The organism is Citrobacter sp. CK180, from assembly GCF_030333655.1.
GTDB classification, from domain to species: domain Bacteria; phylum Pseudomonadota; class Gammaproteobacteria; order Enterobacterales; family Enterobacteriaceae; genus Citrobacter_B; species Citrobacter_B koseri.
The window spans coordinates 42,168-66,136 of sequence record NZ_JAOWFM010000030.1 but is presented as its reverse complement, the minus strand read 5'-3'; the positions used below and the strand labels follow the sequence as shown (position 1 = coordinate 66,136).

The 23,969-nt window shown below is 53.5% G+C and carries 24 protein-coding genes; 8 read left to right on the top strand and 16 right to left on the bottom strand.

Annotated elements, in window-relative coordinates:
* Positions 1-11: 11 nt before the first annotated feature.
* Entirely contained in the window at positions 12-1,409 is a 1,398-nt protein-coding gene (locus tag OGV50_RS02945; protein ID WP_286488305.1) for a PTS fructose transporter subunit IIC, read from the bottom strand.
* 180 nt (positions 1,410-1,589) lie between these two features.
* Here OGV50_RS02945 and OGV50_RS02940 point away from each other — a divergent pair, with 180 nt between their 5' ends.
* The gene (locus tag OGV50_RS02940) at positions 1,590-2,249 is read left to right on the top strand and encodes a MurR/RpiR family transcriptional regulator (protein ID WP_012134352.1); all 660 of its coding nucleotides are present in this window, start codon (positions 1,590-1,592) and stop codon (positions 2,247-2,249) included.
* 4 nt (positions 2,250-2,253) lie between these two features.
* Here OGV50_RS02940 and OGV50_RS02935 read toward each other — a convergent pair whose 3' ends face one another.
* From OGV50_RS02935 to treR, 4 genes are all read right to left on the bottom strand, one after another.
* Positions 2,254-3,000, bottom strand: a complete 747-nt coding sequence (locus OGV50_RS02935) for an oligogalacturonate-specific porin KdgM family protein (RefSeq protein WP_047459367.1) — start codon at positions 2,998-3,000, stop codon at positions 2,254-2,256.
* A gap of 197 nt (positions 3,001-3,197) precedes the next feature.
* Positions 3,198-4,853 carry an alpha,alpha-phosphotrehalase gene (treC, locus tag OGV50_RS02930; RefSeq protein WP_286488303.1) on the bottom strand — a complete coding sequence of 552 codons (1,656 nt, stop codon included), beginning with the start codon at positions 4,851-4,853 and terminating at the stop codon, positions 3,198-3,200.
* 49 nt (positions 4,854-4,902) lie between these two features.
* A complete protein-coding gene (gene treB, locus OGV50_RS02925) occupies positions 4,903-6,321 on the bottom strand; it encodes a PTS trehalose transporter subunit IIBC (RefSeq protein ID WP_024130770.1) in 1,419 nt (472 codons plus the stop codon).
* Between the two features lie 176 nt (positions 6,322-6,497).
* On the bottom strand, positions 6,498-7,445 hold the full coding sequence (gene treR, locus OGV50_RS02920; RefSeq protein ID WP_012134348.1) for a trehalose operon repressor TreR: 948 nt from the start codon (positions 7,443-7,445) through the stop codon (positions 6,498-6,500).
* Here treR and mgtL point away from each other — a divergent pair.
* The 4 genes from mgtL to OGV50_RS02905 all read left to right on the top strand — a co-directional run bounded on the left by mgtL (position 7,417) and on the right by OGV50_RS02905 (position 12,877).
* Positions 7,417-7,725, top strand: coding sequence for a mgtA regulatory leader peptide MgtL (gene mgtL, locus OGV50_RS23555; protein WP_071818874.1), 309 nt, complete (start codon positions 7,417-7,419; stop codon positions 7,723-7,725). The genes treR and mgtL overlap by 29 nt on opposite strands.
* 143 nt (positions 7,726-7,868) lie before the next feature.
* Positions 7,869-10,577 (top strand): magnesium-translocating P-type ATPase, encoded by a 2,709-nt coding sequence (mgtA, locus tag OGV50_RS02915; RefSeq protein WP_286488302.1) that lies wholly within the window; start codon positions 7,869-7,871, stop codon positions 10,575-10,577.
* A 473-nt stretch (positions 10,578-11,050) separates the two neighbouring features.
* On the top strand, positions 11,051-11,560 hold the full coding sequence (locus OGV50_RS02910; RefSeq protein ID WP_286488301.1) for a TRAP transporter small permease: 510 nt from the start codon (positions 11,051-11,053) through the stop codon (positions 11,558-11,560).
* A 30-nt stretch (positions 11,561-11,590) separates the two neighbouring features.
* On the top strand, positions 11,591-12,877 hold the full coding sequence (locus tag OGV50_RS02905; RefSeq protein ID WP_047459361.1) for a TRAP transporter large permease: 1,287 nt from the start codon (positions 11,591-11,593) through the stop codon (positions 12,875-12,877).
* Positions 12,878-12,981: 104 nt separating this feature from the next.
* On the opposite strand, the gene ridA is transcribed toward OGV50_RS02905, so the two are convergent.
* The 4 genes from ridA to pyrL all read right to left on the bottom strand — a co-directional run bounded on the left by ridA (position 12,982) and on the right by pyrL (position 14,988).
* Positions 12,982-13,368, bottom strand: a complete 387-nt coding sequence (gene ridA, locus OGV50_RS02900; RefSeq protein WP_012134342.1) for a 2-iminobutanoate/2-iminopropanoate deaminase — start codon at positions 13,366-13,368, stop codon at positions 12,982-12,984.
* Positions 13,369-13,442: 74 nt separating this feature from the next.
* A complete protein-coding gene (pyrI, locus tag OGV50_RS02895; RefSeq protein ID WP_012134341.1) occupies positions 13,443-13,904 on the bottom strand; it encodes an aspartate carbamoyltransferase regulatory subunit in 462 nt (153 codons plus the stop codon).
* A gap of 11 nt (positions 13,905-13,915) precedes the next feature.
* On the bottom strand, positions 13,916-14,851 hold the full coding sequence (gene pyrB, locus OGV50_RS02890) for an aspartate carbamoyltransferase (RefSeq protein WP_012134340.1): 936 nt from the start codon (positions 14,849-14,851) through the stop codon (positions 13,916-13,918).
* A gap of 2 nt (positions 14,852-14,853) precedes the next feature.
* Complete coding sequence (pyrL, locus tag OGV50_RS02885) at positions 14,854-14,988, bottom strand: pyr operon leader peptide (protein ID WP_024130768.1); 135 nt, start codon at positions 14,986-14,988, stop codon at positions 14,854-14,856.
* Here pyrL and OGV50_RS02880 point away from each other — a divergent pair.
* Complete coding sequence (locus tag OGV50_RS02880) at positions 14,968-15,087, top strand: hypothetical protein (RefSeq protein WP_077956855.1); 120 nt, start codon at positions 14,968-14,970, stop codon at positions 15,085-15,087. The genes pyrL and OGV50_RS02880 overlap by 21 nt on opposite strands.
* On the opposite strand, the gene OGV50_RS02875 is transcribed toward OGV50_RS02880, so the two are convergent.
* The 5 genes from OGV50_RS02875 to arcA form a co-directional block, all read right to left on the bottom strand.
* Positions 15,078-15,566, bottom strand: coding sequence for an arginine repressor (locus tag OGV50_RS02875; protein ID WP_024130767.1), 489 nt, complete (start codon positions 15,564-15,566; stop codon positions 15,078-15,080). The genes OGV50_RS02880 and OGV50_RS02875 overlap by 10 nt on opposite strands.
* A 288-nt stretch (positions 15,567-15,854) precedes the next feature.
* On the bottom strand, positions 15,855-17,258 hold the full coding sequence (locus OGV50_RS02870; protein ID WP_024130766.1) for a YfcC family protein: 1,404 nt from the start codon (positions 17,256-17,258) through the stop codon (positions 15,855-15,857).
* Between the two features lie 57 nt (positions 17,259-17,315).
* Complete coding sequence (argF, locus tag OGV50_RS02865) at positions 17,316-18,320, bottom strand: ornithine carbamoyltransferase (protein ID WP_286488300.1); 1,005 nt, start codon at positions 18,318-18,320, stop codon at positions 17,316-17,318.
* 112 nt (positions 18,321-18,432) lie between these two features.
* On the bottom strand, positions 18,433-19,365 hold the full coding sequence (gene arcC / locus OGV50_RS02860; RefSeq protein ID WP_286488298.1) for a carbamate kinase: 933 nt from the start codon (positions 19,363-19,365) through the stop codon (positions 18,433-18,435).
* Positions 19,366-19,375: 10 nt separating this feature from the next.
* On the bottom strand, positions 19,376-20,596 hold the full coding sequence (arcA, locus tag OGV50_RS02855) for an arginine deiminase (protein ID WP_012134333.1): 1,221 nt from the start codon (positions 20,594-20,596) through the stop codon (positions 19,376-19,378).
* Between the two features lie 676 nt (positions 20,597-21,272).
* Between arcA and OGV50_RS02850 the strand changes: the two genes are divergently transcribed.
* Positions 21,273-21,725: a YhcH/YjgK/YiaL family protein gene (locus OGV50_RS02850; RefSeq protein ID WP_049010330.1), complete on the top strand. Its 453-nt coding sequence runs from the start codon at positions 21,273-21,275 to the stop codon at positions 21,723-21,725.
* 80 nt (positions 21,726-21,805) lie between these two features.
* On the opposite strand, the gene argF (OGV50_RS02845) is transcribed toward OGV50_RS02850, so the two are convergent.
* Positions 21,806-22,810: an ornithine carbamoyltransferase gene (gene argF, locus OGV50_RS02845; RefSeq protein WP_012134329.1), complete on the bottom strand. Its 1,005-nt coding sequence runs from the start codon at positions 22,808-22,810 to the stop codon at positions 21,806-21,808.
* Between the two features lie 164 nt (positions 22,811-22,974).
* Here argF (OGV50_RS02845) and rraB point away from each other — a divergent pair, with 164 nt between their 5' ends.
* Entirely contained in the window at positions 22,975-23,400 is a 426-nt protein-coding gene (rraB, locus tag OGV50_RS02840; protein WP_047459344.1) for a ribonuclease E inhibitor RraB, read from the top strand.
* A 65-nt stretch (positions 23,401-23,465) separates the two neighbouring features.
* Here the strand turns inward: rraB and OGV50_RS02835 are convergent, their stop codons facing one another.
* Positions 23,466-23,966 carry a GNAT family N-acetyltransferase gene (locus OGV50_RS02835; protein WP_115615190.1) on the bottom strand — a complete coding sequence of 167 codons (501 nt, stop codon included), beginning with the start codon at positions 23,964-23,966 and terminating at the stop codon, positions 23,466-23,468.
* Positions 23,967-23,969: the final 3 nt, after the last annotated feature.

The window sequence follows — 23,969 nt, the reverse complement described above, 5'->3', positions numbered from 1 at the left end:
TACTTCCTGAATTATTTGGCGATCTTAGGGCTGGCGAAGAGCACGCCCAGCGCGCATACAAGAGAACCGGCAAACACGCTGATCAGATACCCTGTGACATTTGTCGCCAGCGGCCATCCCCAGATGGCAGGCAACGGCAGCGATTGCTTCACGCCGAGTGCGATAGCAATAAGCGCGCCGGACATCGCGCCGACCATAAAGACCGGAATCAGGCGTGGATTTTTCAGGATGAAAGGAATGGCGCCTTCTGAAATACCAATGAATCCCAGCAGTAAAGACGTACCGCCGACGGTTTTTTCTTCGCTGCTAAACACGTTGGGCAGGCCAAAACGGTTATTCAGCAACGCCGACAGGCCGACGCCGATAGATGGAATGACGATCGCCAGCTCTCTGGCGGTTAAATCGAAGGTTTCGCTGACGCCGTTAAGCCCCAGCGCCACCGAACCAGCGGCTTTATTGATGGGGCCGCCGAGGTCGAAGGCCGTCCCTGCGGCGATCATCATGGCGTAAAAACCGCGCCCGGTGTCGCCAGCGGAGGTGAAAAACTCGACCATCGCCTGGTTGATTGCGCCAAAGAAGGGGTTGATCAGGTACTGCATAACGATGACGAGCGTAATGCCGGTACACAGCGGCACGATAAGCATCGTTTTAATGGTGGTAAGTTGGGCGCGAACGTTAATGGTATTGTTGAGCCACTGCACCAGATGACCGACAAAAAAGCCGATGGCGATGGCGCCGAAGAAGCCTGAGGGCATAAAACCGTCGAGATCAAAAAAGCGTTTATAGACCTCGTCGGACATAATGCCGCCGATAAGTCCGGGGATCAGCGCAGGTTTACCGGCAATAGAGAACGCGAGGTACATGGCAAAAACCGGGTACATGAATTTGATCACCATAAAGCCCAGTTTATCCAGCACCTCGAACGGCGTACCGGCAATTGGAATAAACTGCCCGGTTATTTTGGCGACCGCCATCAGTAATCCGCCGAGGACGACGACCGGGAGCATATAGCTGATCGCCGCCATAATATGGCCGATGAAGGTCTGCCAGGCAGAGCGAGCCTCTTCCTGTTCTTCACACGCGGCCGTTACGGTTTTATCCATCGCCAGCGCCTGACGCAGGTAACGATCGGTGTTTTTGATCAGTTCCTGAGTGCGTATTTTGAGATGAGGAACGTTATCGAATCGTTCAGCGTCCTGGATGGGAACATCGATTGCCAGAATGACGGCATCTGCGCTGGCAATATCTTGTCGGGAAAGCTTGTTTTTGACGCCATCGCTTCCTTGTGTTTCCACTTTGACGATGACGTTATTTTCTTCTCCCCACGCTGCAATTTTGTTGGCAGCCATAAAGGTATGAGCGATGCCGGTCGGGCATGCCGTTATCGCGACGACTTTTTGCCTTGTCATTGTAAAACCCCTAACAATAGAATTGCAGAAATTATAAAGAGAAATAAAAAAGGCAATAAAAGGTTTGATGGTACTAATTGCGTATCGCCATACCTGTTGAATAGAGTGTGATTCGCATTCCAGTGTTATAAATACGATATTGATAGAATATATTATATTCGTAGGTTAAGGGTGGGTTTTATGAATTCCTTTCAGGGTAGTGAAAGATTAATATTTGAGTATATTCAGTGTCATGCTCATGAAATATCGGGTATTTCAGCTAAGGTGATTGCGAGCGAAACATTCACCACTACAACATCCGTTAATCGGGTGTGTAAAAAAATGGGATACCGGAGCTATACCGAGCTACGGTATCAGTTTTCTCGCGACAGGTTAATAGCCGAACCCGTAAGATATGTTGTTGGTGATGAAAAAGAAGAGACCATTACACAACTGTGCAACATACTGGTTAATTCCAGCCATATCTTCTTATATGCGCGCGGCGCGTCATTGACCAGCCTGAATTATTTGTCGCGTTTTTTGTCGCTGGCGAGCTTGCCGCACCTCATTCTCAATGATGTTCATCAGCTGACGCGTGTCTCTAAAGGTACGCTGGTGTTGATCAGCAAATCGGGTGAAACGGCGTCGTTAGTCGAAATGGCGCGAAACGCGTTACGTAAGGGATTAAAAATCATTGCGATTACAAAACGAGAATCCACGTTAGCGACGATTTCAACATTATGCTGGCCTCTGGATATTGATATTGACGCAATCTCGTTATATCAACGAGAAGGCCAGCTGGAACTGCTGACGGTAGTAGACCGCATCGGATGTTATCTGCTGCAATACGATGCGGCATAGCGCGTTAAAGCTGTTTTACGATACCAAGACGTACGGCGTAATCATTTTCATGATGACCGTCGTCATTGATATAGGTTTTATCAAGAGAGACCAGCTCGACGTACGGCGTCCAGCCATCGTCCAGTTTGTAGTTGAACGCGAGGGTATGTTCCCAGTAAGTATCGTCGCCCGTCCCCTGATCGACGCCATCCTGATAGCGGAAACGGGGGTTATAAGACATGCCAAAGTTACCAATATTGTAGGCAAACCATATATCGAACTGATGAGATTCACGACGTGTATAACCGCTGCCGTCTAACTCTCTGTCGCTGTGCGCATCGTTCACCGTGTTGTAACGATAACGGGCAGAAAGGTTAAGGCCATTATCGAAGGATTTCCAGCCCTGAATAAAAGGGCGATAATGGGTATTACTGGACGTAAATACGGTGACCATCCCCGGTGCGACCGAGTAACCGTCACCTAAATCAAAGCGCCAGCGAGTTTCTATTTCCTGGGCCGCTTCGGTCACGCCTTTATCATCGGAACTGTAGCGATCGGTATCGCCAAAAAACGTATCGTTATGGTTTTGCGCAGCTTCAACGGAGAAATAAAAACCATTGTCGGCCTGGTGCATGACTTTAATTCTGGAATCATTAGCTTCTGAATTGGTATTATGACCAAAACGCAAATCAACAGAGGTATTACCGCACCATCCCTGGCTGCTAATGAGTAAAGCTGAAAGTAAACTTAACTTAATAAGAGGTTTATTCATGATATCCTGCCGGTTATATGATAAGTGTCAGTGGCAGGTCTATTTTTGTTTTATTCTTTAGCGCGTGTAAATTTTATGATGGTACATTCTAAGTATCACTATACGCGGCATTTTTTTACGCTGTCAGAAAGACGGAGAAAATATCTGTGGGCTGAATAATCCGGGATACAGACAGGTCTGTCCGTATCCCGTTGTGATTACTTCTGCAACCACCAGACGGCCTCAAACGGGCGTAACGTCATGGCGGCAGGGCGGGTGGCAACCTCGTCGTAGTTGTGCATCAGCGCCTGCCAGTTTCCTTCGTGATGCTCTGGCAGCCAGTCCTGACAGGCGTTGCTCAGGTTGGCGACCACCAGTAGCCGCTGCCCCTGCCATTCGCGGCGATAGCACCATACATGCGGGCTGTCCGGCAGCAGATCCTGATAATTCCCCCAGGTTAAGACCGGCTCTGTTTTGCGCAAGGCAATCAGTCTTTGATAGGTGTAGAACACCGAGTCTTCATCATTTAGCGCCGCCGCCACGTTGATGTCCGCATAGTTATCGCAGAGGTTGATCCACGGCTCGCCTTGCGTAAACCCTGCATTCGCGCTGCTATCCCACTGCATGGGCGTGCGGCTGTTATCGCGGGATTTGCTGGCAAGAATAGCCAGTAAATCATTGGCTTCCCGGCCCTGGGCGCGCAGCCCGGCAAACATGTTGTGGCTTTCCACGTCACGGTAATCGGTGATGTGGGAGAAATGCGGGTTTGTCATGCCAATTTCTTCGCCCTGGTAGATATAGGGCGTACCCTGCATACCGTGCAGCACCATCGCCAGCATCTTCGCCGCCGGAATCCGCAGTTCGCCTTCGTCGCCAAAGCGCGACACGATACGCGGCTGATCGTGGTTACACCAGAACAGGGCATTCCAGGCAACGTTATGCATCCCCTGCTGCCAGTGGCGAAACAGTGCTTTTAGCGCCACGTAATCCGGCTTTGCCAGCGTCCATTTCTCGCCGCCGGGATAATCGACTTTCAGATGATGGAAGTTAAAGGTCATCGACAGCTCGCTGCCATCGAGAGCGGCATACCGCTGACAGTTTTCCAGGGTGGTGGATGACATTTCGCCCACCGTCATCAGGTTACGCGGAGTAAAAACGTCGCGGTTCATCTCGTGCAAAAACTCATGCGCGCGCGGCCCGTCGGTGTAAAAGCGGCGACCATCGCCGTCCAGATCGTTCGGGAAACGCTGATCTTTGGAGATGAGGTTCACGACATCCAGGCGCAGCCCGTCCACGCCGCGATCGGCCCAGAATTCACACACTTTTTTCAGCTCAGCGCGCACCGCCGGATTTTCCCAGTTCAGGTCGGCCTGCTCCGGGGCGAAAAGGTGCAGGTAATACTGTTCGCTCTGGGCATGCCAGCGCCAGGCGCTGCCGCCAAATTTGGAGCGCCAGTTATTGGGCGGCACATCCGGCGTACCGTCGCGCCAGATATAAAACTCCCGGTACGGACTCTCTTTATTCAGCGCGTTATGGAACCAGGCATGCTGTGTGGAGGTGTGGTTAAACACCATATCCAGAATAATGCGGATGCCGCGCGCTTTGGCCTGCGCTGCCAGTTCGTCAAAATCATCCAGCGTGCCGTAGGCCGGGTCGATGGCGGTGTAGTTCGCGACGTCGTAGCCGTTATCAATCTGCGGTGAAACATAGAATGGCGTCAGCCAGATAGCATCCACCCCCAGTTTTTGCAGGTAATCAAGACGCTGCGTAACGCCGCGTAAATCGCCGGTTCCGCTGCCGGTCGTGTCCTGAAAACTTTTGGGATAGATCTGGTAAATAACGCCGTTTTGCCACCAGTGGGGAAGGGTATTCATGCTTGTAACCTACATATGCGATGGGGCGCAACTGCGCCCCGAAGAAGAATCAGACAATCTGCAACGTGCCCTGACGGTACTTACGCTGATAGATAACGGAAGTCAGCACGATTGGGATGACGACCGCGATCGCCATTGCCATGCTAAACACCTGCCAGTAGCTCGGCTGAATGGAAAGGATGCCCGGCAAGCCGCCGACGCCGATCCCGTTCGCCATGACGCCGTTCAGGCCGCATAACAACCCGGCGAGGCCAGAGCCGATCATGGCGCACAGCATCGGGAAGCGGTATTTCAGGTTGATGCCGTACATCGCCGGTTCGGTCACGCCGAGGTAGGCGGAGATGGCGGCCGGAACGGAAATTTCGCGTTCGTTGTGCTTACGGCTGGAGATAATAATGCCCACCACAGCGGAAGCCTGGGCGATATTCGACAGCGCAATCAACGGCCATACCGGCGTACCGCCCATGCTCTGAATCATCTGCATATCGATAGCCAGCGTAGTCTGATGTACGCCGGTAATGACCAACGGGGCGTACAGGAAGCCGAACAGCGCCGCGCCGACAGGGGCGAAACTCCCGGTCATCAGATGGCGCACCGCAAAGGCCACGCCATCGCCAATCATGCGACCAAACGGGCCGATAAAGGCGTGTGCGAGAAAGACCGCGAGGATCAACGAGCATACCGGCACCACCACCAGATAGAGGTAATCCGGCACGATACGCTTCATGCGCGTTTCAATAAAGCCGAGCGCCAGACCCGCCAGCAATGCCGGGATGACCTGCGCCTGATAGCCGACTTTCGCAATGCTGAACATGCCGAAGTCCCACACTTCAGGAGCCTGCTGGCCCAGCAGATAGGCGTTCATCAACTGCGGCGACACCAGCGTTACGCCGAGTACGATACCGAGGATCGGCGTGCCGCCCATTTTCTTCACCGCAGACCAGCAGATCCCGACCGGCAGGTAGAAGAAGATCGCTTCACCGATCAGCCACAGGAAGTCGTAGATCGTTTTCAGCGCGGGATGCATCTGCGCCAGCGTCTGGCCGTTGCTCATCGGCAGATCGCCGATCACGTTGCGAAAACCTAAGATCAGACCGCCGCTGATCAGCGCAGGCAGCAGCGGGAAGAAGATCTCAGCGAAGTGGGAGATCAACTGCTCGTGCCATTTCATATTCTGCCGCGCGGCTTTTTTAGCCTGCTCTTTGTCGGCGTGCGCCTGACCGGTGGTTGCCAGCAGCGCGTTGTAGTAGTCGCCAACGTCAGTGCCAATCACCACCTGGAACTGCCCGGCGTTGGTGAAGCAGCCTTTAACCATCGGTAATTGTTCAATTTCTTTCGGTCTGGCATTTGCTGGCTGGTTCAGCACAAAGCGCAGGCGAGTAATGCAGTGGCTCACCGTGGCGATATTGTCTCGCCCGCCGACCAGTTCAATCAGCTGGTCTATATCAGCTTGTTTTACTTTGCTCATCATAAAGCCCCGTGGCAGATGAAATGTGTCCCTGTAAGCCGGATGATAAGACGCTTTAGCGTCGCCATCCGGCAGCTCTTACGTTGTTGGCGCAAGAGTATATCTTCGGTGAATATTAAAAAATGGGAACGTTCTCGAAACGCAGCGAAGATCACAAATTACCGTTCAGAAAAGAATCAGGAGAGGGTAGACGGAATGACGATCTGGCGGGGATCGCTGCGGCCGTTGATTTGCTCGATCAGCTGTAAGGCCGCTTGTTTCCCGGCTTCAGCGTAACCGGGATCAACCGTGATAATCTCCGGGTGGAGAAATTTCATCAGCGGCGTGTTCCCGACGCTCGCCAGTTGCAGAGAATCGATACGCTGTTCCTGTAAATATTTACTGGCGCCCAGCGCCAGCGTATCGGTCGCGCAGACCAGCGCGCTGGTGTCTGGCGTAATGACATCCGCAGCGTGCTCATAGCCTTGTTTCATCGCCAGGCCAGGCAGAGCGGCGACAGGGTGCAGTTTATTTTTTTTGCAGAAACTCAGATAGGCTTCGTGACGGCGCTTACCGGTCGTGACGTCGCTGTGAGGCACGCCGAGAAAGCTGATCGCCCGATGTCCCTGGTCATACAGACGCTGCATTAAGGTATGGATAGCGCCTTCGTCGTCATAGCACACCGACGCAAAACCACTGGCGTCCCTTGCCAGCAGCACCAGCGAGGCCTGCCAGGGCGCAAGCATCTCCTCGCAAATACCGGTAAAACCGAACAGCACCACGCCGTCAATGTTACGCCGTCTGAGCATCCCCAGGTGCTCTTCTACCAGTTCTGGCGAGAACTGGCTCTCCATCATGATGGGATCGTAACCCTGCTCGTAAAATGCGGGCAGCATGGTCTGGACGGCGAGGTTTTCTGACAGGGAATCCAGACGGGTAACAATAATGGCGACCACTTTATCACTTTGCCCGCGCATGGCGCGTGCGGAACGGGAAGGGGAAAAACCATGTTGATTCATTACGGCTTCCACACGTTCACGAGTCCGTTCACTTACCCCGCTTTCGTTGTTGAGCACGCGGGAAACGGTGGATTTCCCTACGCCGCTTAAGCGGGCAATGTCTTTAATGGTCAGCCGATTCTGCATCCTGTTTTCCCGTGGTGCGCATCAAGTTGTGTCAAAAAGAGTAACTTTACTCAAGCCAGGGGCAATGGGTAAAGTCTGGTTTATACGCTTCATCCTTCAAGCTAAATGTTTTTGTGTATACGTTTGGTTTAATTACACGGCGGTATCATACCGCCATAATTGCCACAAACCTTATGGTTTTCTGCGTATAATGCGCGGCGCCAATCATTCACTTACCGGAGGCTGCATGGATCCCGAACCCACCCCTCTCCCGCGATGGAGAAATAGCCCTTTCCGGTAAGCCTGTTTTTCACTGTCTTACCGGATACGTAAGGCAGTGACGTTCCCGACGTCCCTGTTATCGCTTTAAATTATCGTCAGGTAAGGCTTTGCCGCGCCTGAGAGATGTTTCTGCGCCGCTTTTTCGGCGCGGAGGGACTGCTTATGCTGAAAAATATCACCCGCGAGCTGTTTGCCCGCCTTAACCGTCATTTACCTCATCGCCTGGTGCATCGCGACCCCTTGCCCAGTGCGCAGAGCGTTGCGAATACTCCGATTCCCCCGTCATTGAGCGATCGCTGCCTGAAAATGGCGGTGATGGAAGAAGCGGCGCTCTGGCGCGCATTCGATGCGCATCCTGAGGGGCTGAATGTCGCAGAGGTGGAGGATGCGCGCGAGAAATACGGTGAAAATCAGCTGCCCACACAGAAGCCGACTCCGTGGTGGAGACACCTGTGGGTCTGCTATCGCAACCCTTTCAATATCTTGCTGACCATTCTCGGCGTCATCTCCTATGCCACGGAAGATCTGTTTGCCGCAGGCGTTATTGCGCTGATGGTCGGGATTTCGACGCTGCTGAATTTTGTGCAGGAAGCACGCTCGACCAAAGCGGCAGATGCGTTGAAGGCGATGGTCAGCAATACCGCTACGGTGCTGCGCGTTATCAATGAGAAAGGCGAGAACCGCTGGGTTGAGCTGCCCATCGACCAACTGGTGCCGGGCGATATTATCAAGCTGGCGGCGGGCGATATGATCCCGGCGGATTTACGCGTTATTCAGGCGCGCGATCTGTTTGTTGCGCAGGCTTCGCTCACGGGCGAATCTCTGCCGGTAGAAAAAGTGGCGACGACCCGCGACCCTAAGCAAAGCAATCCGCTGGAATGCGACACGCTGTGCTTTATGGGCACCAACGTGGTGAGCGGAACGGCGCAGGCGATTGTCATTGCAACGGGCGGCGAGACCTGGTTTGGTCAACTGGCGGGCCGCGTGAGCGAGCAGGAAAGCGAGCAAAACGCGTTTCAGAAAGGCATCAGCCGCGTCAGTATGCTGTTGATCCGCTTTATGCTGGTCATGGCGCCTATCGTGTTGATCATTAACGGCTATACCAAAGGCGACTGGTGGGAAGCGGCGCTGTTTGCGCTCTCGGTCGCGGTAGGGCTGACGCCGGAAATGCTGCCGATGATTGTCACCTCCACGCTGGCGCGCGGGGCGGTGAAACTGTCGAAGCAAAAAGTTATTGTTAAGCACCTGGACGCCATTCAGAACTTCGGCGCGATGGATATTCTCTGCACCGACAAAACCGGCACGCTGACTCAGGATAAAATTGTGCTGGAGAACCATACGGATGTCTCCGGCAAGCCCAGCGAACGCGTGCTGCATTCCGCTTGGCTGAACAGCCACTACCAGACCGGGTTGAAAAATCTGCTGGATACCGCAGTGCTGGAAGGCGTGGATGAAGAGTCTGCGCGTCAGCTCTCCGGGCGCTGGCAGAAAATTGATGAGATCCCGTTTGATTTTGAGCGTCGCCGGATGTCCGTAGTGGTGGCGGAAGAAGCCGATGTGCATCAACTGGTGTGCAAAGGCGCGTTGCAGGAGATCCTCAGCGTCTGCACCCAGGTGCGCCACAATGGCGACATTGTGCCGATGGATGACAATATGCTGCGCCGGGTGAAGCGCGTAACGGATACGCTGAATCGCCAGGGGCTGCGCGTGGTGGCCGTTGCCACGAAGTATCTGCCTGCGCGGGAAGGGGATTATCAACGCATTGATGAGTCTGACCTGATCCTCGAAGGCTACATTGCGTTTCTCGATCCGCCGAAAGAGACGACCGCTCCGGCGCTGAAGGCGCTGAAAGAGAGCGGCATCACCGTGAAGATCCTCACTGGCGACAGCGAACTGGTGGCGGCGAAAGTATGCCATGAAGTCGGGCTTGATGCGGGCGATGTGGTGACTGGCAGTGATATCGAAGGGCTGAGCGATGATGAACTGGCGGAACTTGCCGCGCGCACCACGCTGTTTGCCCGCCTGACGCCGATGCACAAAGAGCGCATCGTCACGCTGCTGAAACGCAAAGGGCATGTGGTTGGCTTTATGGGCGATGGCATCAATGATGCTCCGGCATTGCGTGCGGCGGATATCGGCATTTCCGTTGATGGCGCCGTGGATATTGCCCGCGAAGCTGCGGATATCATCCTGTTGGAAAAGAGCCTGATGGTGCTGGAAGAGGGCGTTATCGAAGGGCGTCGCACGTTCTCCAACATGCTGAAATACATCAAAATGACCGCGAGTTCTAACTTTGGTAACGTCTTTAGTGTGCTGGTGGCGAGCGCATTCTTGCCCTTCCTGCCAATGCTGCCGCTGCACTTACTGATTCAGAACCTGCTGTACGATGTATCCCAGGTGGCGATCCCGTTTGATAACGTGGATGACGAGCAGATCCAGAAGCCGCAACGCTGGAATCCCGCCGATCTGGGGCGTTTTATGATCTTCTTCGGGCCAATCAGTTCGATTTTCGACATCCTGACCTTCTGCCTGATGTGGTGGGTATTCCATGCGAATGTGCCGGAAGCGCAAACCCTGTTCCAGTCGGGTTGGTTTGTCGTCGGGCTGTTATCGCAAACATTGATTGTGCATATGATTCGCACGCGCCGCGTACCGTTTATTCAGAGCCGCGCCGCATGGCCGCTGATGCTGATGACGCTGGTGGTGATGGTGGTGGGTATCGCGCTGCCGTTCTCGCCGTTGGCGGGCTATCTGCAATTACAGGCGCTGCCGCTGAGCTACTTCCCGTGGCTGATCGCTATTCTCGCGGGTTATATGACATTGACACAATTAGTGAAAGGTTTTTATAGCCGTCGTTACGGCTGGCAATAATCCAGAATAATGGCTGCTGCGGCAGCCATTACGCTTTTCTATACTCCGTAAATATATCCTCACGAAAGTTCCTGTTTTATTTTTTTTGAAATACTAAAGAGTGTGACGGATCACAATTTTACTCCTCTTTCAGACATCTTTTTATCAGGAAAAAGACCTTCATTGCAAAAATGAAACAGCGTGCTAAAAATATTTCCATTCAGTCATATTTTATGAACATAATTATCGTAATACTTTCTTACATGCGTTGGCCTGCGCAGGCTACGCTGTAAAAGGTCATATATAACTGTAAGTTAAGCCCGGCACTCTTTTATCCTGTCAGTTAGCGCTATTCATGGCATTTTTTAAACTGCCAGCGAACCCTATAAAGATCGCCAGGATTTGATTAAACGGATTCAGGATATGAAGTAATACCTCTGGCGGGGTAAGGACTTTATCCGCCTGAACCTAAAGATTAATTCAAGGGGACGACCATGGGTGAATTTTATTCGTCGGTAATGGATTTGTTTTACCGAATCTCAATGTGGGTTGCCGGATTGGCGCTGTTGATTATGGTGGCCGTTATTCCCGTCGGGATATTTGCGCGCTATGTGATGAACAGCGCGCTGTCATGGCCGGAACCGGTCGCCATTCTTTGCATGGTGACATTCACCTTTGTTGGCGCAGCGGTGAGCTATCGCGCGGGTTCCCATATCGCTGTCAGCATGGTGACCGACCGCCTGAGCGAGGGCGCGCAGCGAATCTGTTTCATTGTGGCGGATCTGATGCTGATGGCCGTCAGCCTGTTTATCCTCTGGTACGGCTCCCTGCTGTGCTACGACCTGTGGGAACAGCCGGTGGCGGAATTTCCTCTGTTATCAGCAGGTGAGAACTACCTGCCGTTGCCTGTCGGCTCGTCCATCACGCTGCTTTTCATTATCGAGAAAATTTTCCGTGGTTCGCAGTATCAACGTCCTGTCGTCATGCTGGGCTCAACCCATTAATGCGCGACCCCATTTCATAAAGGAAAGCAGATGGATGCATTTATTCTCGTCTTTACGCTCGGCATTATGCTGGCGATTGGGGTGCCGGTAGCATACGCGGTGGGCATTAGCGCGATCATTGGTGCCTGGTATATCGACATTCCCCTGGAAGCGGTCATGATCCAGCTCACCAGCGGCGTGAACAAATTTTCGCTGCTGGCGATCCCATTTTTTATTCTGGCGGGGGCGATTATGGCGGAGGGCGGTATCGCGCGTCGCCTGGTGAACTTCGCCTACATCTTTGTCGGCTTTATACGCGGCGGGCTGTCGCTGGTGAACATTGTGGCGTCTACCTTTTTTGGCGCGATTTCCGGCTCGTCCGTCGCGGATACGGCGTCTATCGGCTCGGTGATGATCCCGGAGATGGATAAAAAAGGCTATCCGCGTGACTTTGCGGCGGCGGTCACCGCCAGCGGCTCCGTACAGGCGATCCTGACGCCGCCCAGCCACAACTCGGTGATTTATTCGCTGGCGACGGGCGGTACGGTGTCGATTGCCGCGCTGTTTATTGCCGGCATTCTGCCGGGGCTGCTGTTAAGTTTTACCCTGATGGTGATGTGCGTCGGTTTTGCCCATAAGCGCGGTTATCCGAAAGGCGAGCGGGTGCCGTTTCGCCAGGCGTTGAAGATTTTTGTCGATACGCTGTGGGGGCTGATGACGGTTGTCATCATCATGGGCGGGATCCTCTCTGGCATCTTCACCGCGACGGAATCGGCGGCGATCGCCTGTCTGTGGGCCTTCTTCGTCACCATGTTTATCTACCGCGACTACAAATGGTCTGAACTGCCGAAGCTGATGTACCGCACGGTAAAAACGGTCACCATTGTGATGATCCTGATCGGGTTCGCCGCCGCATTTGGCGCCATCATGACCTACATGCAGCTGCCGATGCGCATTACCGAGGCGTTCACCAGTATTTCAGATAACAAATACGTCATCCTGATGTGCATTAACATTATGCTGCTGCTGATCGGGACACTGATGGACATGGCGCCGCTAATCCTGATCCTGACGCCTGTTCTGCTGCCGGTCACTACGGCATTGGGTATTGATCCGGTGCATTTCGGCATGATCATGCTGGTGAATCTTGGGATCGGCCTGATTACGCCGCCGGTGGGATCGGTGCTGTTTGTTGCCAGTGCGGTGAGTAAGCAGAAAATAGAGCAGGTGGTGAAGGCGATGCTGCCGTTCTACGCGGTACTCTTCCTGGTGTTGATGTTAGTGACCTATATTCCGGCGATCTCGCTGTTCCTGCCGAAACTGTTTGGGGTGATGTGATAAATGCCCGGTGGCGCTGGCGCTTACCGGGCCTACAAACGGCGCTTTCCGTAGGCCGGATAAGGCGAAGCCGCCATCCGGCGCAGACATATTTTTAAGGAGACTTAGCGGCGAACAGCGATCGCTTCGATCTCGATTTTTACGTCTTTCGGCAGACGCGCAACTTCAACGCATGAACGTGCCGGGAAGGTCGCATTATGCTCGGTGAAGAATGCTTCATAGGTCGCATTCACGGTCGCGAAGTCGTTCAGGTCTTTAACGAACACGGTTGTTTTCACGATGTCGCCCACTTTCAGGCCTGCGGCTTCGACGATAGCTTTTACGTTTTCCAGCGACTGGCGCGCCTGAGCGGACACGTCATCCGGTACGCTGCCGGTTTTTGGATCAACCGGGATCTGACCGGAAGTGATGATCATGCTGCCCAGGTCAACGCCCTGAACGTATGGGCCGATAGCTGCGGGTGCATTTTCCGTCGCGATAGTTTTGCTCATGATTTCTCCTGAATTACAGCGGTAAATTAGGTACAGGCCATTATAGGGAGCCGGATACCCATTACCAACCTCAATTAGTTGGCCAGCACCACATAATGCGAAAACTCTTTTTCGCAGTATTTACATTTGAGCGCAATGTCATCTGTGCGTTTTTTCACTGCAAAACTGGATGAAACCGGCTCAGCATGACTGATGCAGTTGCTGTTCGGGCAGACCAGCACGTTGTCGATGCGATCCGGCAGGCTCGGGCGCGATTTGCCCACCACATCATAGTTGTCGATGCGGTTTACCGTTGCCTGCGGCGCGTACAGGGAGAGCTGGTTAACCTGTTCTTCGGTCAGGAAAGTGTTCTCGATTTTAATCAGGTCTTTACGCCCCATCTCGCCGGACGGCAGGTTAAGGCCGATGGTGATGCGCTGATCGGTCTCGGTCAGTTTGAACAGCGTCAGTAACTTAAAGCCAACCTGCGCGGGAATGTGGTCGATTACGGTGCCACGTTTGATCGCTTCAACCTGTAGTTTATTGTCGTGTGTCATCTCTTTTCCCCTTACAGTGCCAGATCGCTATTCAGAACCAGTGCCAGTAACGCCTGGCGAGCGAAAATACCGTTTCCTGCCTGCTGGAAGTACCAGGCGTGCGGCGTTTTATCTACGTCGGTGGTGATCTCATCAATACGCGGCAGCGGATGCAGAACCTTCATGTTTTCACGCGCGCCGTTCAGGTCGCTGGCGCGCAGGACAAACTGCGCTTTGACGTTGGCGTATTCGGACGGGTCCAGACGCTCTTTCTGCACGCGGGTCATATACAGAATATCCACTTCCGCCATCACCTCTTCGATGGCGCTGTGCAGACTCCAGGCAATGCCTTTCTCATCCAGCATATCCAGAATGTATTGCGGCATCGCCAGCGCGTCCGGCGCGATAAAGTAGAAGCGGTTGCCGTCAAACTTCGCCAGCGCCTGCGTCAGTGAGTGTACGGTTCGGCCATATTTCAGGTCGCCGACCATGGCGATGTTCAGATTGTCCAGGCGGCCCTGGGTCTCCTGAATGGTAAACAGATCCAGCAGCGTCTGGGTCGGATGCTGGTTTGCGCCGTCGCCGGCGTTCAGTACCGGCACGTTGCCGGAGAACTCGGTCGCCAGACGCGCAGCGCCTTCCTGTGGGTGACGCATCACAATCGCGTCCACATAAGTGCTGATAACGGAGATGGTATCCGCCAGCGTCTCGCCTTTTTTGCCCAGCGACGTGTTAGCGCTGTCGGAGAAGCCCACCACGCTGGCGCCGAGGCGGTGCATCGAGGTTTCAAACGACAGGCGGGTGCGTGTGGATGCCTCGAAGAAGCAGCTGGCGATCACTTTATGCTTCAGCAGCTCCGGCTGTGGATTGGCTTTTAATTTCGCCGCCGTCGCCAGAACCAGATTGAGGTCATCGCGGCTGAGGTCGTTTATGGAAATGATGTGTTTTTGGTATAGCGGGTTAGCCATGTTTATCTCCTGACGCCTGGGCAAAAAAAAAGCCCCTCAATGAGGGGCCTGGAATAGGTGAGCAACGGGAAGAAAAACGGCAGTCCAGCGTCTGTTTTCAGACGCGGTAAGACAGAATGTCGTACACACTGAACCATACTTCCTCCCGGCAAATTGTCCGCGATTATACTCAGCTATGTTATGGGATCAAGCGATTAATGCACATTTTATTCATCGCAAACGGTTCTCATGAATAAGAATTCATTTTTAATAAATAATTAATTTGCTTGTGAACAAGCCCGGTGCGCTGTACGACCCGTGGCGCGACCCAGACGATACTGCTGCCCGCGATCACACCTAAAATTTCCGGCAGGGCGTGATAATCCAGGATTCTGGCAACGGCGCGGCCATAACCGGCCACCGTGTGGATAAGGATAAATTCGCTATTGTGTTCCACGCTGACCACCATCTCGGATATCGATCGCGCAGCGTCAGGAGCGGGGCGCAATTGCGGATTTACGGAATAAATTTTTTGTCCCTTTGTATTTCTTATTTTTATGACGCCGAGCAGTTTCAACAGACGTGAAACGGTCGACTGGCTGATGCCTTCGAAGCCGTGGTTTTGCAGATCGCGACGTATTTCCTCCTGGGATAAGTAACTTTTTTCTGTAATCAGGCGCTGACATACCGCCAGTTGCTGCTGTTCTTTGGCGGAGCAATCATTGTATTCCTTCATATATGCACCTTGCTTTGTCATTGATATCAATGGACTAGCGAAATTCATCCTGTTTGTCACATTGATAACGAATCAACCGGTCGGTTTTGCAGGAAAGTGAGAAGCCAGTCAAAAAAGAAAGCGTATTGGCTGCGTTCGTTTGCCGGATGGCGGCGCTAAAGCGCCTTATCCGGCCTACGGAATACGCAACCTGTTGGCCTGTGCCGGATGGCGGCGCTAAAGCGCCTTATCCGGCCTACAAAATGCGTAACCTGTAGGCCGGATAAGCGAAGCGCCATCCGGCGGGAGTTACAGCATTGCGCCAACGCTCAAAACAGCCATATTCAGTAGCGTCAGGATCAGCAGCAGCGGCGCGACCCACTTCAGATACCGCACATACGGCACGCGCGCAATCGCCAGCCCTCCCATTACGACCGCCGACGTCGGCGTAATCAGGTTCACAATCCCGGACGCCGATTGATACGCCGTCACCACCAGATCCCGTTGCACATGGGCGAAGTCCGCTAACGGCGCCATGATCGGCATGGTCAACACCGCCAGACCAGAGGAAGAGGGCACCAGGAATGAGAGCAATACTTCCAGCCAGTAAGTGACATTGATAAAAATGGTGGTGGACAAGCCAGATACCAGATTTTCCGCGCTGTGCAAAATGGTATGCGTAATCATGCCATTATCCATCACCACCACAATGCCGCGTGCAATACCGATAATCAGCGCCACGCCAAGCAGATCCCGCGCGCCGTCGATAAACGTACTGGTGAACGCCTCTTCGCTCATCCGGGCGATAACGCCGACGATAATCGCGGACGCCAGGAAAACGCCGGAAATTTCCGCCATCCACCAGCCGAGAACCGCGACGCCGTAAATCATCACGGCAAAGGCGGCGGCGAAAATCAGCAAGATCCATTTGCGGGTTGCGGTGAACTCCAACAGCGTGCTGGAACGGTTGCCAAGAAAGTGAGCGCGGTTCTCCTCCATCTTATCTGCCACGATAGATAACTCCGGGTTGCTGCGCACTTTGCGGGCATAGCGCATCACCCAGACCACGCAAATGACATAGCCAACGACCAGCAGAATGATGCGTAACAGCATACCCTGAGTGAACGGGATTCCGGCAGCGTTGGCGGCAATCACCGTGGCAAAAGGGTTGATGGTCGAACCGAGTGTGCCAATACCTGCGCCGAGCAGCACGGTGGCGGCCGCGACCAGCGGATCGAAGCGGGCGGCCATCATCACCGGAACCAGCAGCGTGTAGAAGGGGAGTGACTCTTCCGCCATCCCGTAAATCGTCCCGCCTGCGGCAAAGAGTCCCATCAGTATGGGGATCATCCACTCCTCTTTGCCGTTGAGCCGTACCGTGACGCGTTCAATACCCGCATCAATTGCACCGGTTTTGTTCACCACGCCGAGAAAGCCGCCGATGATTAGTACAAACAGCGCCACATCGATTGCGCCTGCGGTATAGGTTTCGTGGTTGTAGAGGCCGTCAATGGGGGCCAACAGTACGGCGGTAATCCCTTGCGGATGCGACTCGGCAGGAGCATAGGTGCCCGCGACCGGAACCTCTTTACCCAACGTGGGGTTCATCGCCATCTGGTATTTGCCCGCCGGGACAATCCAGGTCATCACAGCGACCAGTGCGATAAGAATAAACAGGATGGTATACGCGCTGGGAAATTTAAATTTGCCCATGGTGTTCTCTCCAGATAACACGGGCATGCGTCGTCAGGCGGCACATGCCCGGAGGGGTTAGTCGCCGAGCGTCGCCACCATGACCGCTTTAATGGTGTGCATACGGTTTTCCGCTTCGTCAAACACGATGGAGTGGGCTGACTCGAACACCTCTTCCGTCACCTCCAGTCCTTTCAGGCCATAGGCGGCCTCGATTTCGCGGCCCACTTTGGTGTGCTCGTTGTGGAAGGCGGGCAGGCAGTGCATAAACTTCACGTTGGGGTTGCCGGTGGCGTTGATGACCTGCTGGTTGATCTGGTATGGCTTCATCAGGCTGACGCGCTCCGCCCATGCCTCTTTTGGTTCGCCCATCGACACCCAGACATCGGTATAGAGGAAATCCACGTCATAAACGCCTTCCTCCACATCCTCGGTTAGCGTAATGCGCGCGCCGGTGACGCTGGCGATATCGCGGCACTGCGCCACCAGTGCGTCGTCCGGCCAGAAGGATTTCGGTGCGACCAGGCGGATGTCCATCCCCATTTTTGCCGCGCCGACCATCAGCGAATTGCCCATGTTATTGCGGGCGTCGCCGAGGTAAGCGAAGCTGAATTCAGGCAGCGTTTTGCCCGGCGCATGTTCCAGCATGGTCATCAGGTCGGCGAGGATCTGCGTAGGGTGAAATTCATCGGTCAGGCCGTTCCACACCGGTACGCCCGCGTACTGCCCCAGTTCTTCAACGATCTGCTGACCAAAACCGCGATACTCAATGCCGTCATACATCCGGCCCAGCACGCGGGCGGTATCTTTCATGGATTCTTTATGCCCAATCTGCGAGCCGCTTGGCCCGAGATAGGTCACCTGTGCGCCCTGATCGAATGCGCCGACCTCAAACGCGCAGCGGGTGCGGGTGGAGGTTTTTTCGAAAATTAGCGCGATGTTTTTACCGACCAGCGTTTGCTTCTCGCGTCCGGCTTTTTTTGCCGCTTTCAGCTCGATGGCCAGATCGATCAGATACTGGATCTCCGTCGGAGTGAAGTCGAGCAGTTTAAGAAAGTTGCGATTTTTCAGTGAAGTAGCCATTACAGTGTCCTTGTTAAAATGAATTACCTGATGGCGCTGCGCTTATCAGGCCTACGGTTATGCGCGTGCTGTAGGCCGGATAAGGCGCCGCCGCCATCCGGCAGAAATCGCCTTATGCGTCGTAATCGACGGTTTCGGGTCGAATCAGGGTGCCTTTGTCACCGCTGAGAATGGCCGGGCCGTCGGCCAGTGAACCGATACCGGCAATCCCCTGGCAGTGGCTGACAAACTCGGCGCAGGCGGTGACTTTCGGCCCCATCGAACCGGCATCGAACTGCATTTCGCTGAGCAGTTCCGGCGTTACCTGAGCCAGCGGGCGTTGGGTCGGCTTGCCCCAGTCGAGGTACACCGCGTCGGCATCGGTCAGGATCAGCAGCGCGTCCGCGTGGATTTGACTGGCGAGCAGAGCGGCAGAGAGGTCTTTGTCGATCACCGCTTCAATGCCATGAAAACCATCGGCTTTTTCCACTACCGGCACGCCGCCGCCGCCGTTGCAGATCACGAGATGGTCGCGGGCGATCAGGGCGCGGATCGCGTCGCTCTCAACGATGCGTTTGGGCTGTGGCGAAGGCACTACGCGGCGAAACGCTTTTCCGTCGGCTTTGAAAATCCAGCCTTTTTCCGCCTGTAGCGCGTTGGCCTGGTCGCCGTCATAAACCGGGCCGATATATTTGGTTGGGTTGCGGAATGCCGGATCGTCGGTGTCCACCTCCACCTGAGTGAGCAGGACGCTGATTTCACGCTGCGGAAGCTGGTTTTTCAGCGACTGTTGCAGCATGTAGCCGATCATCCCCTGGCTTTCCGCGCCGAGAATATCGAGCGGGTAGGGGGTGACGCGGTCATAGGCGCTGTTCTGCAACGCCAGCAGGCCAACCTGCGGGCCGTTGCCGTGTACCAGCACCACGCGCCACTGTTGCGTCAGTTGGGCGATGGTTTTTGCCGCCAGATCGATGTTTTTGCGCTGGATATCCGCTTCCAGCGGTTCGCCGCGTTTGAGCAGCGCATTGCCGCCCAGTGCGACAACCAGAGTGGGTTTGTTGTCCATAATCGCTTCCTTAAATGCCGTCGCGTTCCAGCGGGCAGCTCATGCAGCGCGCGCCGCCGCGTCCGCGTCCCAGTTCATCGCCAGGAATGGGCAGAACGGTGATGCCCGCTTTGTCGTATTTTTCGTTGGTCCAGATGTTGCGCTCGTAGCCGACCACCACACCGGGGCGCAGGGTGAGAACGTTATTGGCGTCATTCCACTGCTCACGTTCGGCTTCGAAGGCATCGCCGCCAGTGGTGATCAAACGCACCTGATCAATGCCGAGGGCTTTTTCGATGGCGTGTACCAGCGTGCTTTCCTGGGTACGCTTCAGCCCGCCGCGCCCGTCCGGTGTTAAGGTCCAGCACTGGACGTCCGGGCGAACCACTTCCGGGTAGACGGAGAAGGTGTCGATGTCGATATGGGTCATGACGGTATCGAGGTGCATGCAGGAACGGTGTTTTGGCAACTCAACGGCGATGACGCGCTCGGCCTGGCGATGTTTAAACAGCGACTGGGCGAGGAACTCGATCCCCTGCGGGGTGGTACGTTCAGACATGCCAATCAGCACGGCGCCGCGACCAATAACCAGCACGTCCCCGCCTTCTAACGTGGCATGGTCGTAATTAATGTTTTCGTCGCCGAAATATTTAATAAATTCGCCATCTGCAAATTGTGGATGCCAGCGATAAATCGCCCGCAGGTTATTGGTTTCACGCTGGCGCGCTGTTTTTGCCATTGGGTTGATCGACACGCCGTTATATATCCAGCATGAGGTATCGCGGGTAAATAAGTGATTGGGTAATGGCTTCATAATAAAGTCATTAATATCGTGTGTATCAACCACCATATTTTTAATCGAGGCGGGGATTTCGCCATATGTCAGCCCACCGCTTAAATGGCGCGCTAATTCCCGATGCGGCATATCCGCCAGCCAGGCGCGAATATCCGCCGCGAACGTCGGGCCCAGGCGATAGTCGGAGATTTGTGTTTCCAGCAGCCAGGTCTTGGCTTCGATAACATCCAGTGTTTGCGTCAGCAGGTCGGTTAGCAGCAACACCTCTATGCCTTGTTGGCGTAACGTATTAGCGAAAATATCGTGCTCTTCGCCTGCGCGTTCCACCGACAGAACGTCATCAAAAAGCAGCTCCTGGCAATTTGACGGCGTCAGTCTTTTCAGACTGAGATTAGGGCGGTGCAACATCACACTACGTAATTGACCGATTTCAGAACCGACATAATGTTTTTCCATCACGATACCTTTTACTCAATTTTCAGGAATAAAGAAGTGGTGGCTGCAAATAATTAAATTGTTTGCAGTCATTACTGTTCAGCTAATTTTCGGAAATCATCATTGATTCTAATTCGGTCTGATAATGTGATGTGTTTCACATCGGAAGGGATATTTAATTTTTCTTATTTAATATATGAGCGAGGTCAGAGAAATTGAAAAATAAAGAGAGTAATAACTGAATTACTACGCAATAAAATGTCTTGTTATTCTTTTTTGTTAATTATTTGTAGATGATCTAAATTTATTATTTAATTCTATCTTGTTGATTTTATGATGTTTTATTTTTGTCTGTGCATAGGTATGCGGGAGGGTTATTTTATTATTTTTACCTTAACGTAAATCATAAAATAACTATGGTGATAAATGCAGGTTATGCAGGGAAAAGGAAGTGTGATCAACAAGGTGTTTTTCTTATAAACCCTTTTATAACAGAATATTACGATTTTTACTGTAAAGTGGAGGGGGAAAGTTATGCAAAGGATATGCATAATCTTCGATGATGATTAACAGTCGGACAACATCTTCAGCGATAAACATGCGCTGACGCAAAACATCGTGAAATAGAAGTGGTATGGCAGCGGTTTTTTTCGTATAAACATAAAAATGAAACGTTGTTTTATTTAAGGAGTCTGTGATGATCGTTGGCAATATCCACAATCTGCAACCCTGGCTGCCGGACGTGCTGCGTCAGGCCATTGAACATATTAAAGCGCATGTGACGGATGAAACGGCAAAGGGCAAGCATGATATCGACGGCAATCGCCTGTTTTATCTGGTTTCGGAAGACATGACCGAGCCGTTTGAAAAGCGTCGTGCGGAGTATCACGCGCGCTATCTTGATATTCAGATCGTATTAAAGGGGCAGGAAGGAATGACCTTCAGCACCCAGCCTGCGGGCGCGCCGGAAACTGACTGGCTGGCGGATAAAGACATCGCGTTTTTGCCTGAAGGGGCAGAGGAGAAAACGGTGATCCTTAATGAAGGCGATTTTGTGGTCTTTTACCCGGGGGAAGTCCATAAGCCGCTGTGCGCCGTAGGGGCGCCAGCTCAGGTACGCAAAGCGGTCGTTAAGCTGCTGGTCGAGTAAGTTGCATTGCCGGGTGGCGACGCAAAACGTCTTACCCGGCCTACGGGAACACGATCTGTAGGCCGGATAAGACGTAATCGTTATTTCGCCAGCGTTGCCACCATCACCGCTTTGATGGTGTGCATCCGGTTTTCCGCCTGGTCAAACACGATGCTGGCCGGAGATTCAAACACCGCATCGGTCACTTCCATCCCGCCGTGCAAACCGAACTCTTCGGCCATTTTCTTGCCAAGCGTGGTCTGATCATCGTGGAATGCGGGCAGGCAGTGCAGAAACTTCACCTGAGGATTACCGGTCTGCGCCATCATTGCGCTGTTTACCTGATACTGACGCAGCAGTGCGATACGCTCCGCCCATTTCTCTTTTGCTTCACCCATCGACACCCATACGTCGGTATAGATAAAGTCCGCGCCTTTCACGCCCGCTGCGATATCTTCAGTCAGCGTAATATCGCCGCCGTTCTTTTGCGCCAGCGCTTTGCACTCTGCGACCAGGCTTGCTTCCGGCCAGCAGGCCTGCGGAGCCACCAGACGTAAATCCAGCCCTGTCAGCGCGGCGGCTTCCAGCATGGAATTTCCCATGTTGTTACGCGCATCGCCAGCGTAAACCAGCGTCATCTCATTGAAGGCTTTGCCCGGCAGATGTTCCTGCATGGTCAGCAAATCCGCCAGCAGCTGCGTGGGGTGAAACTCGTTGGTCAACCCGTTCCACACGGGAACGCCTGCATATTCCGCCAGCGTTTCTACCACTTCCTGGCCGTGGCCGCGGTACTGAATACCGTCATACATGCGTCCCAGCACGCGGGCGGTGTCTTTAATTGACTCTTTATGCCCAATCTGGCTGCCGCTTGGCCCAAGGTACGTTACGCGAGCGCCCTGATCGTATGCGGCAACTTCGAAAGAGCATCGGGTGCGGGTCGAGTCTTTTTCGAAGATGAGCGCGATGTTTTTGCCGGTCAGTCTGGCGACTTCTACGCCGTTTTTCTTGTCGGCTTTCAGTTTGGCGGCGAGTTGCAGCAGAGCGGTGAGTTCAGCGGAGGTGAAATCGAGTAATTTCAAAAAATGTTTCTGATAAAACGTAGACATGGTTCCCTCACATGGCAAAGGCCATTTGTTGAATTAAAATTCAATTTATATGGATGATTATGCATTTGCAACCCCATTTAACAAATCTTTCCTGGAAAGGTGGAGGCAATGACAGCGGTGTGTGACAATAAGAGTATCGGCAGGACATTTATGAGGAACGAGCCATGGCAAACCCGGAACTACTGGAAGAGCAGCGTGAAGAGACGCGTCTGATTATTGAAGAATTACTTGAAGATGGCAGCGATCCAGATGCGCTGTACACTATCGAGCATCACTTTTCCGCTGACGACTTCGAAACGCTGGAAAAAGCAGCCGTAGAAGCGTTCAAACTCGGTTATGAAGTGACCGAGCCGGAAGAGCTGGAAGTGGAAGAAGGCGATACGGTGATTTGCTGCGATATCCTCAGCGAATGTGCGCTGAATGCCGATCTGATTGATGCTCAGGTTGAACAACTGATGAACCTGGCTGAGAAATTTGACGTGGAATATGACGGCTGGGGTACGTACTTCGAAGATCCGAACGGCGAAGAGGGTGAAGACGGCGACGATGAAGATTACGTCGACGAAGACGATGACGGCGTACGCCACTAACTCAGAAGCAGAATGTTTGCATAAATTGCCGGATATGGCGTCGCCTTATCCGGCCTGTGGGTGACTTACAGCGTTTTCAGCATGCGGACTTCGCAGTCAACATGCCCGGTGCAGCCCAGTGGTTCGCTGATATGCTCAAATCCCAGATGTTCATACAGGCCAATTGCTTCGCGTAAGGATGCGGTGGTTTCCAGGTAGCAGCGTTTAAACCCCTGCTCACGCGCGTGCTCCAGCGCCATCAGCGCCAGTTTCTTCGCCAGCCCCTGGCCGCGCACCGTCGGCAAAAAGTACATTTTTTGCAGTTCGCAGATATCCGGTTCGCTACAGCCTAACGGCGCCACGCCGCCGCCGCCCACCACCTGACCGCTCTGCTCGACGACCCAATAGGCCGCGCCTGGCTGACTGTAAACCTGGAACAGTTCATCCAGATTAGGATCGGCAACCGTATAGCCTTTATCAGCGGTCAGGCCGTATTCAGCGGAAACCTGGCGGATGACGCGGGCGATGGCGGCGTTATCGTCAGCGGTAATACGGCGTAGCGTAAGGGGAAATAGCGTAGAACTCATTTT

Bases quoted from the DNA above. Each gene is read 5' to 3' on its own strand.
- OGV50_RS02945 (WP_286488305.1), bottom strand. From the start codon at position 1,409: ATGACAAGGCAAAAAGTCGTCGCGATAACGGCATGCCCGACCGGCATC.
- arcC (WP_286488298.1), bottom strand. From the start codon at position 19,365: ATGGACAACAAACCCACTCTGGTTGTCGCACTGGGCGGCAATGCGCTG.
- OGV50_RS02875 (WP_024130767.1), bottom strand. From the start codon at position 15,566: ATGAAGGAATACAATGATTGCTCCGCCAAAGAACAGCAGCAACTGGCG.
- ridA (WP_012134342.1), bottom strand. From the start codon at position 13,368: ATGAGCAAAACTATCGCGACGGAAAATGCACCCGCAGCTATCGGCCCA.
- treC (WP_286488303.1), bottom strand. From the start codon at position 4,853: ATGAATACCCTTCCCCACTGGTGGCAAAACGGCGTTATTTACCAGATC.
- OGV50_RS02910 (WP_286488301.1), top strand. From the start codon at position 11,051: ATGGGTGAATTTTATTCGTCGGTAATGGATTTGTTTTACCGAATCTCA.
- mgtA (WP_286488302.1), top strand. From the start codon at position 7,869: ATGCTGAAAAATATCACCCGCGAGCTGTTTGCCCGCCTTAACCGTCAT.
- OGV50_RS02940 (WP_012134352.1), top strand. From the start codon at position 1,590: ATGAATTCCTTTCAGGGTAGTGAAAGATTAATATTTGAGTATATTCAG.
- argF (WP_286488300.1), bottom strand. From the start codon at position 18,320: ATGGCTACTTCACTGAAAAATCGCAACTTTCTTAAACTGCTCGACTTC.
- mgtL (WP_071818874.1), top strand. From the start codon at position 7,417: ATGTCTTTAATGGTCAGCCGATTCTGCATCCTGTTTTCCCGTGGTGCG.
- pyrB (WP_012134340.1), bottom strand. From the start codon at position 14,851: ATGGCTAACCCGCTATACCAAAAACACATCATTTCCATAAACGACCTC.
- pyrI (WP_012134341.1), bottom strand. From the start codon at position 13,904: ATGACACACGACAATAAACTACAGGTTGAAGCGATCAAACGTGGCACC.
- OGV50_RS02850 (WP_049010330.1), top strand. From the start codon at position 21,273: ATGATCGTTGGCAATATCCACAATCTGCAACCCTGGCTGCCGGACGTG.
- OGV50_RS02935 (WP_047459367.1), bottom strand. From the start codon at position 3,000: ATGAATAAACCTCTTATTAAGTTAAGTTTACTTTCAGCTTTACTCATT.
- rraB (WP_047459344.1), top strand. From the start codon at position 22,975: ATGGCAAACCCGGAACTACTGGAAGAGCAGCGTGAAGAGACGCGTCTG.
- argF (WP_012134329.1), bottom strand. From the start codon at position 22,810: ATGTCTACGTTTTATCAGAAACATTTTTTGAAATTACTCGATTTCACC.
- OGV50_RS02835 (WP_115615190.1), bottom strand. From the start codon at position 23,966: ATGAGTTCTACGCTATTTCCCCTTACGCTACGCCGTATTACCGCTGAC.
- treR (WP_012134348.1), bottom strand. From the start codon at position 7,445: ATGCAGAATCGGCTGACCATTAAAGACATTGCCCGCTTAAGCGGCGTA.
- pyrL (WP_024130768.1), bottom strand. From the start codon at position 14,988: ATGGTTCAGTGTGTACGACATTCTGTCTTACCGCGTCTGAAAACAGAC.
- OGV50_RS02905 (WP_047459361.1), top strand. From the start codon at position 11,591: ATGGATGCATTTATTCTCGTCTTTACGCTCGGCATTATGCTGGCGATT.
- treB (WP_024130770.1), bottom strand. From the start codon at position 6,321: ATGAGCAAAGTAAAACAAGCTGATATAGACCAGCTGATTGAACTGGTC.
- OGV50_RS02880 (WP_077956855.1), top strand. From the start codon at position 14,968: ATGTCGTACACACTGAACCATACTTCCTCCCGGCAAATTGTCCGCGAT.
- arcA (WP_012134333.1), bottom strand. From the start codon at position 20,596: ATGGAAAAACATTATGTCGGTTCTGAAATCGGTCAATTACGTAGTGTG.
- OGV50_RS02870 (WP_024130766.1), bottom strand. From the start codon at position 17,258: ATGGGCAAATTTAAATTTCCCAGCGCGTATACCATCCTGTTTATTCTT.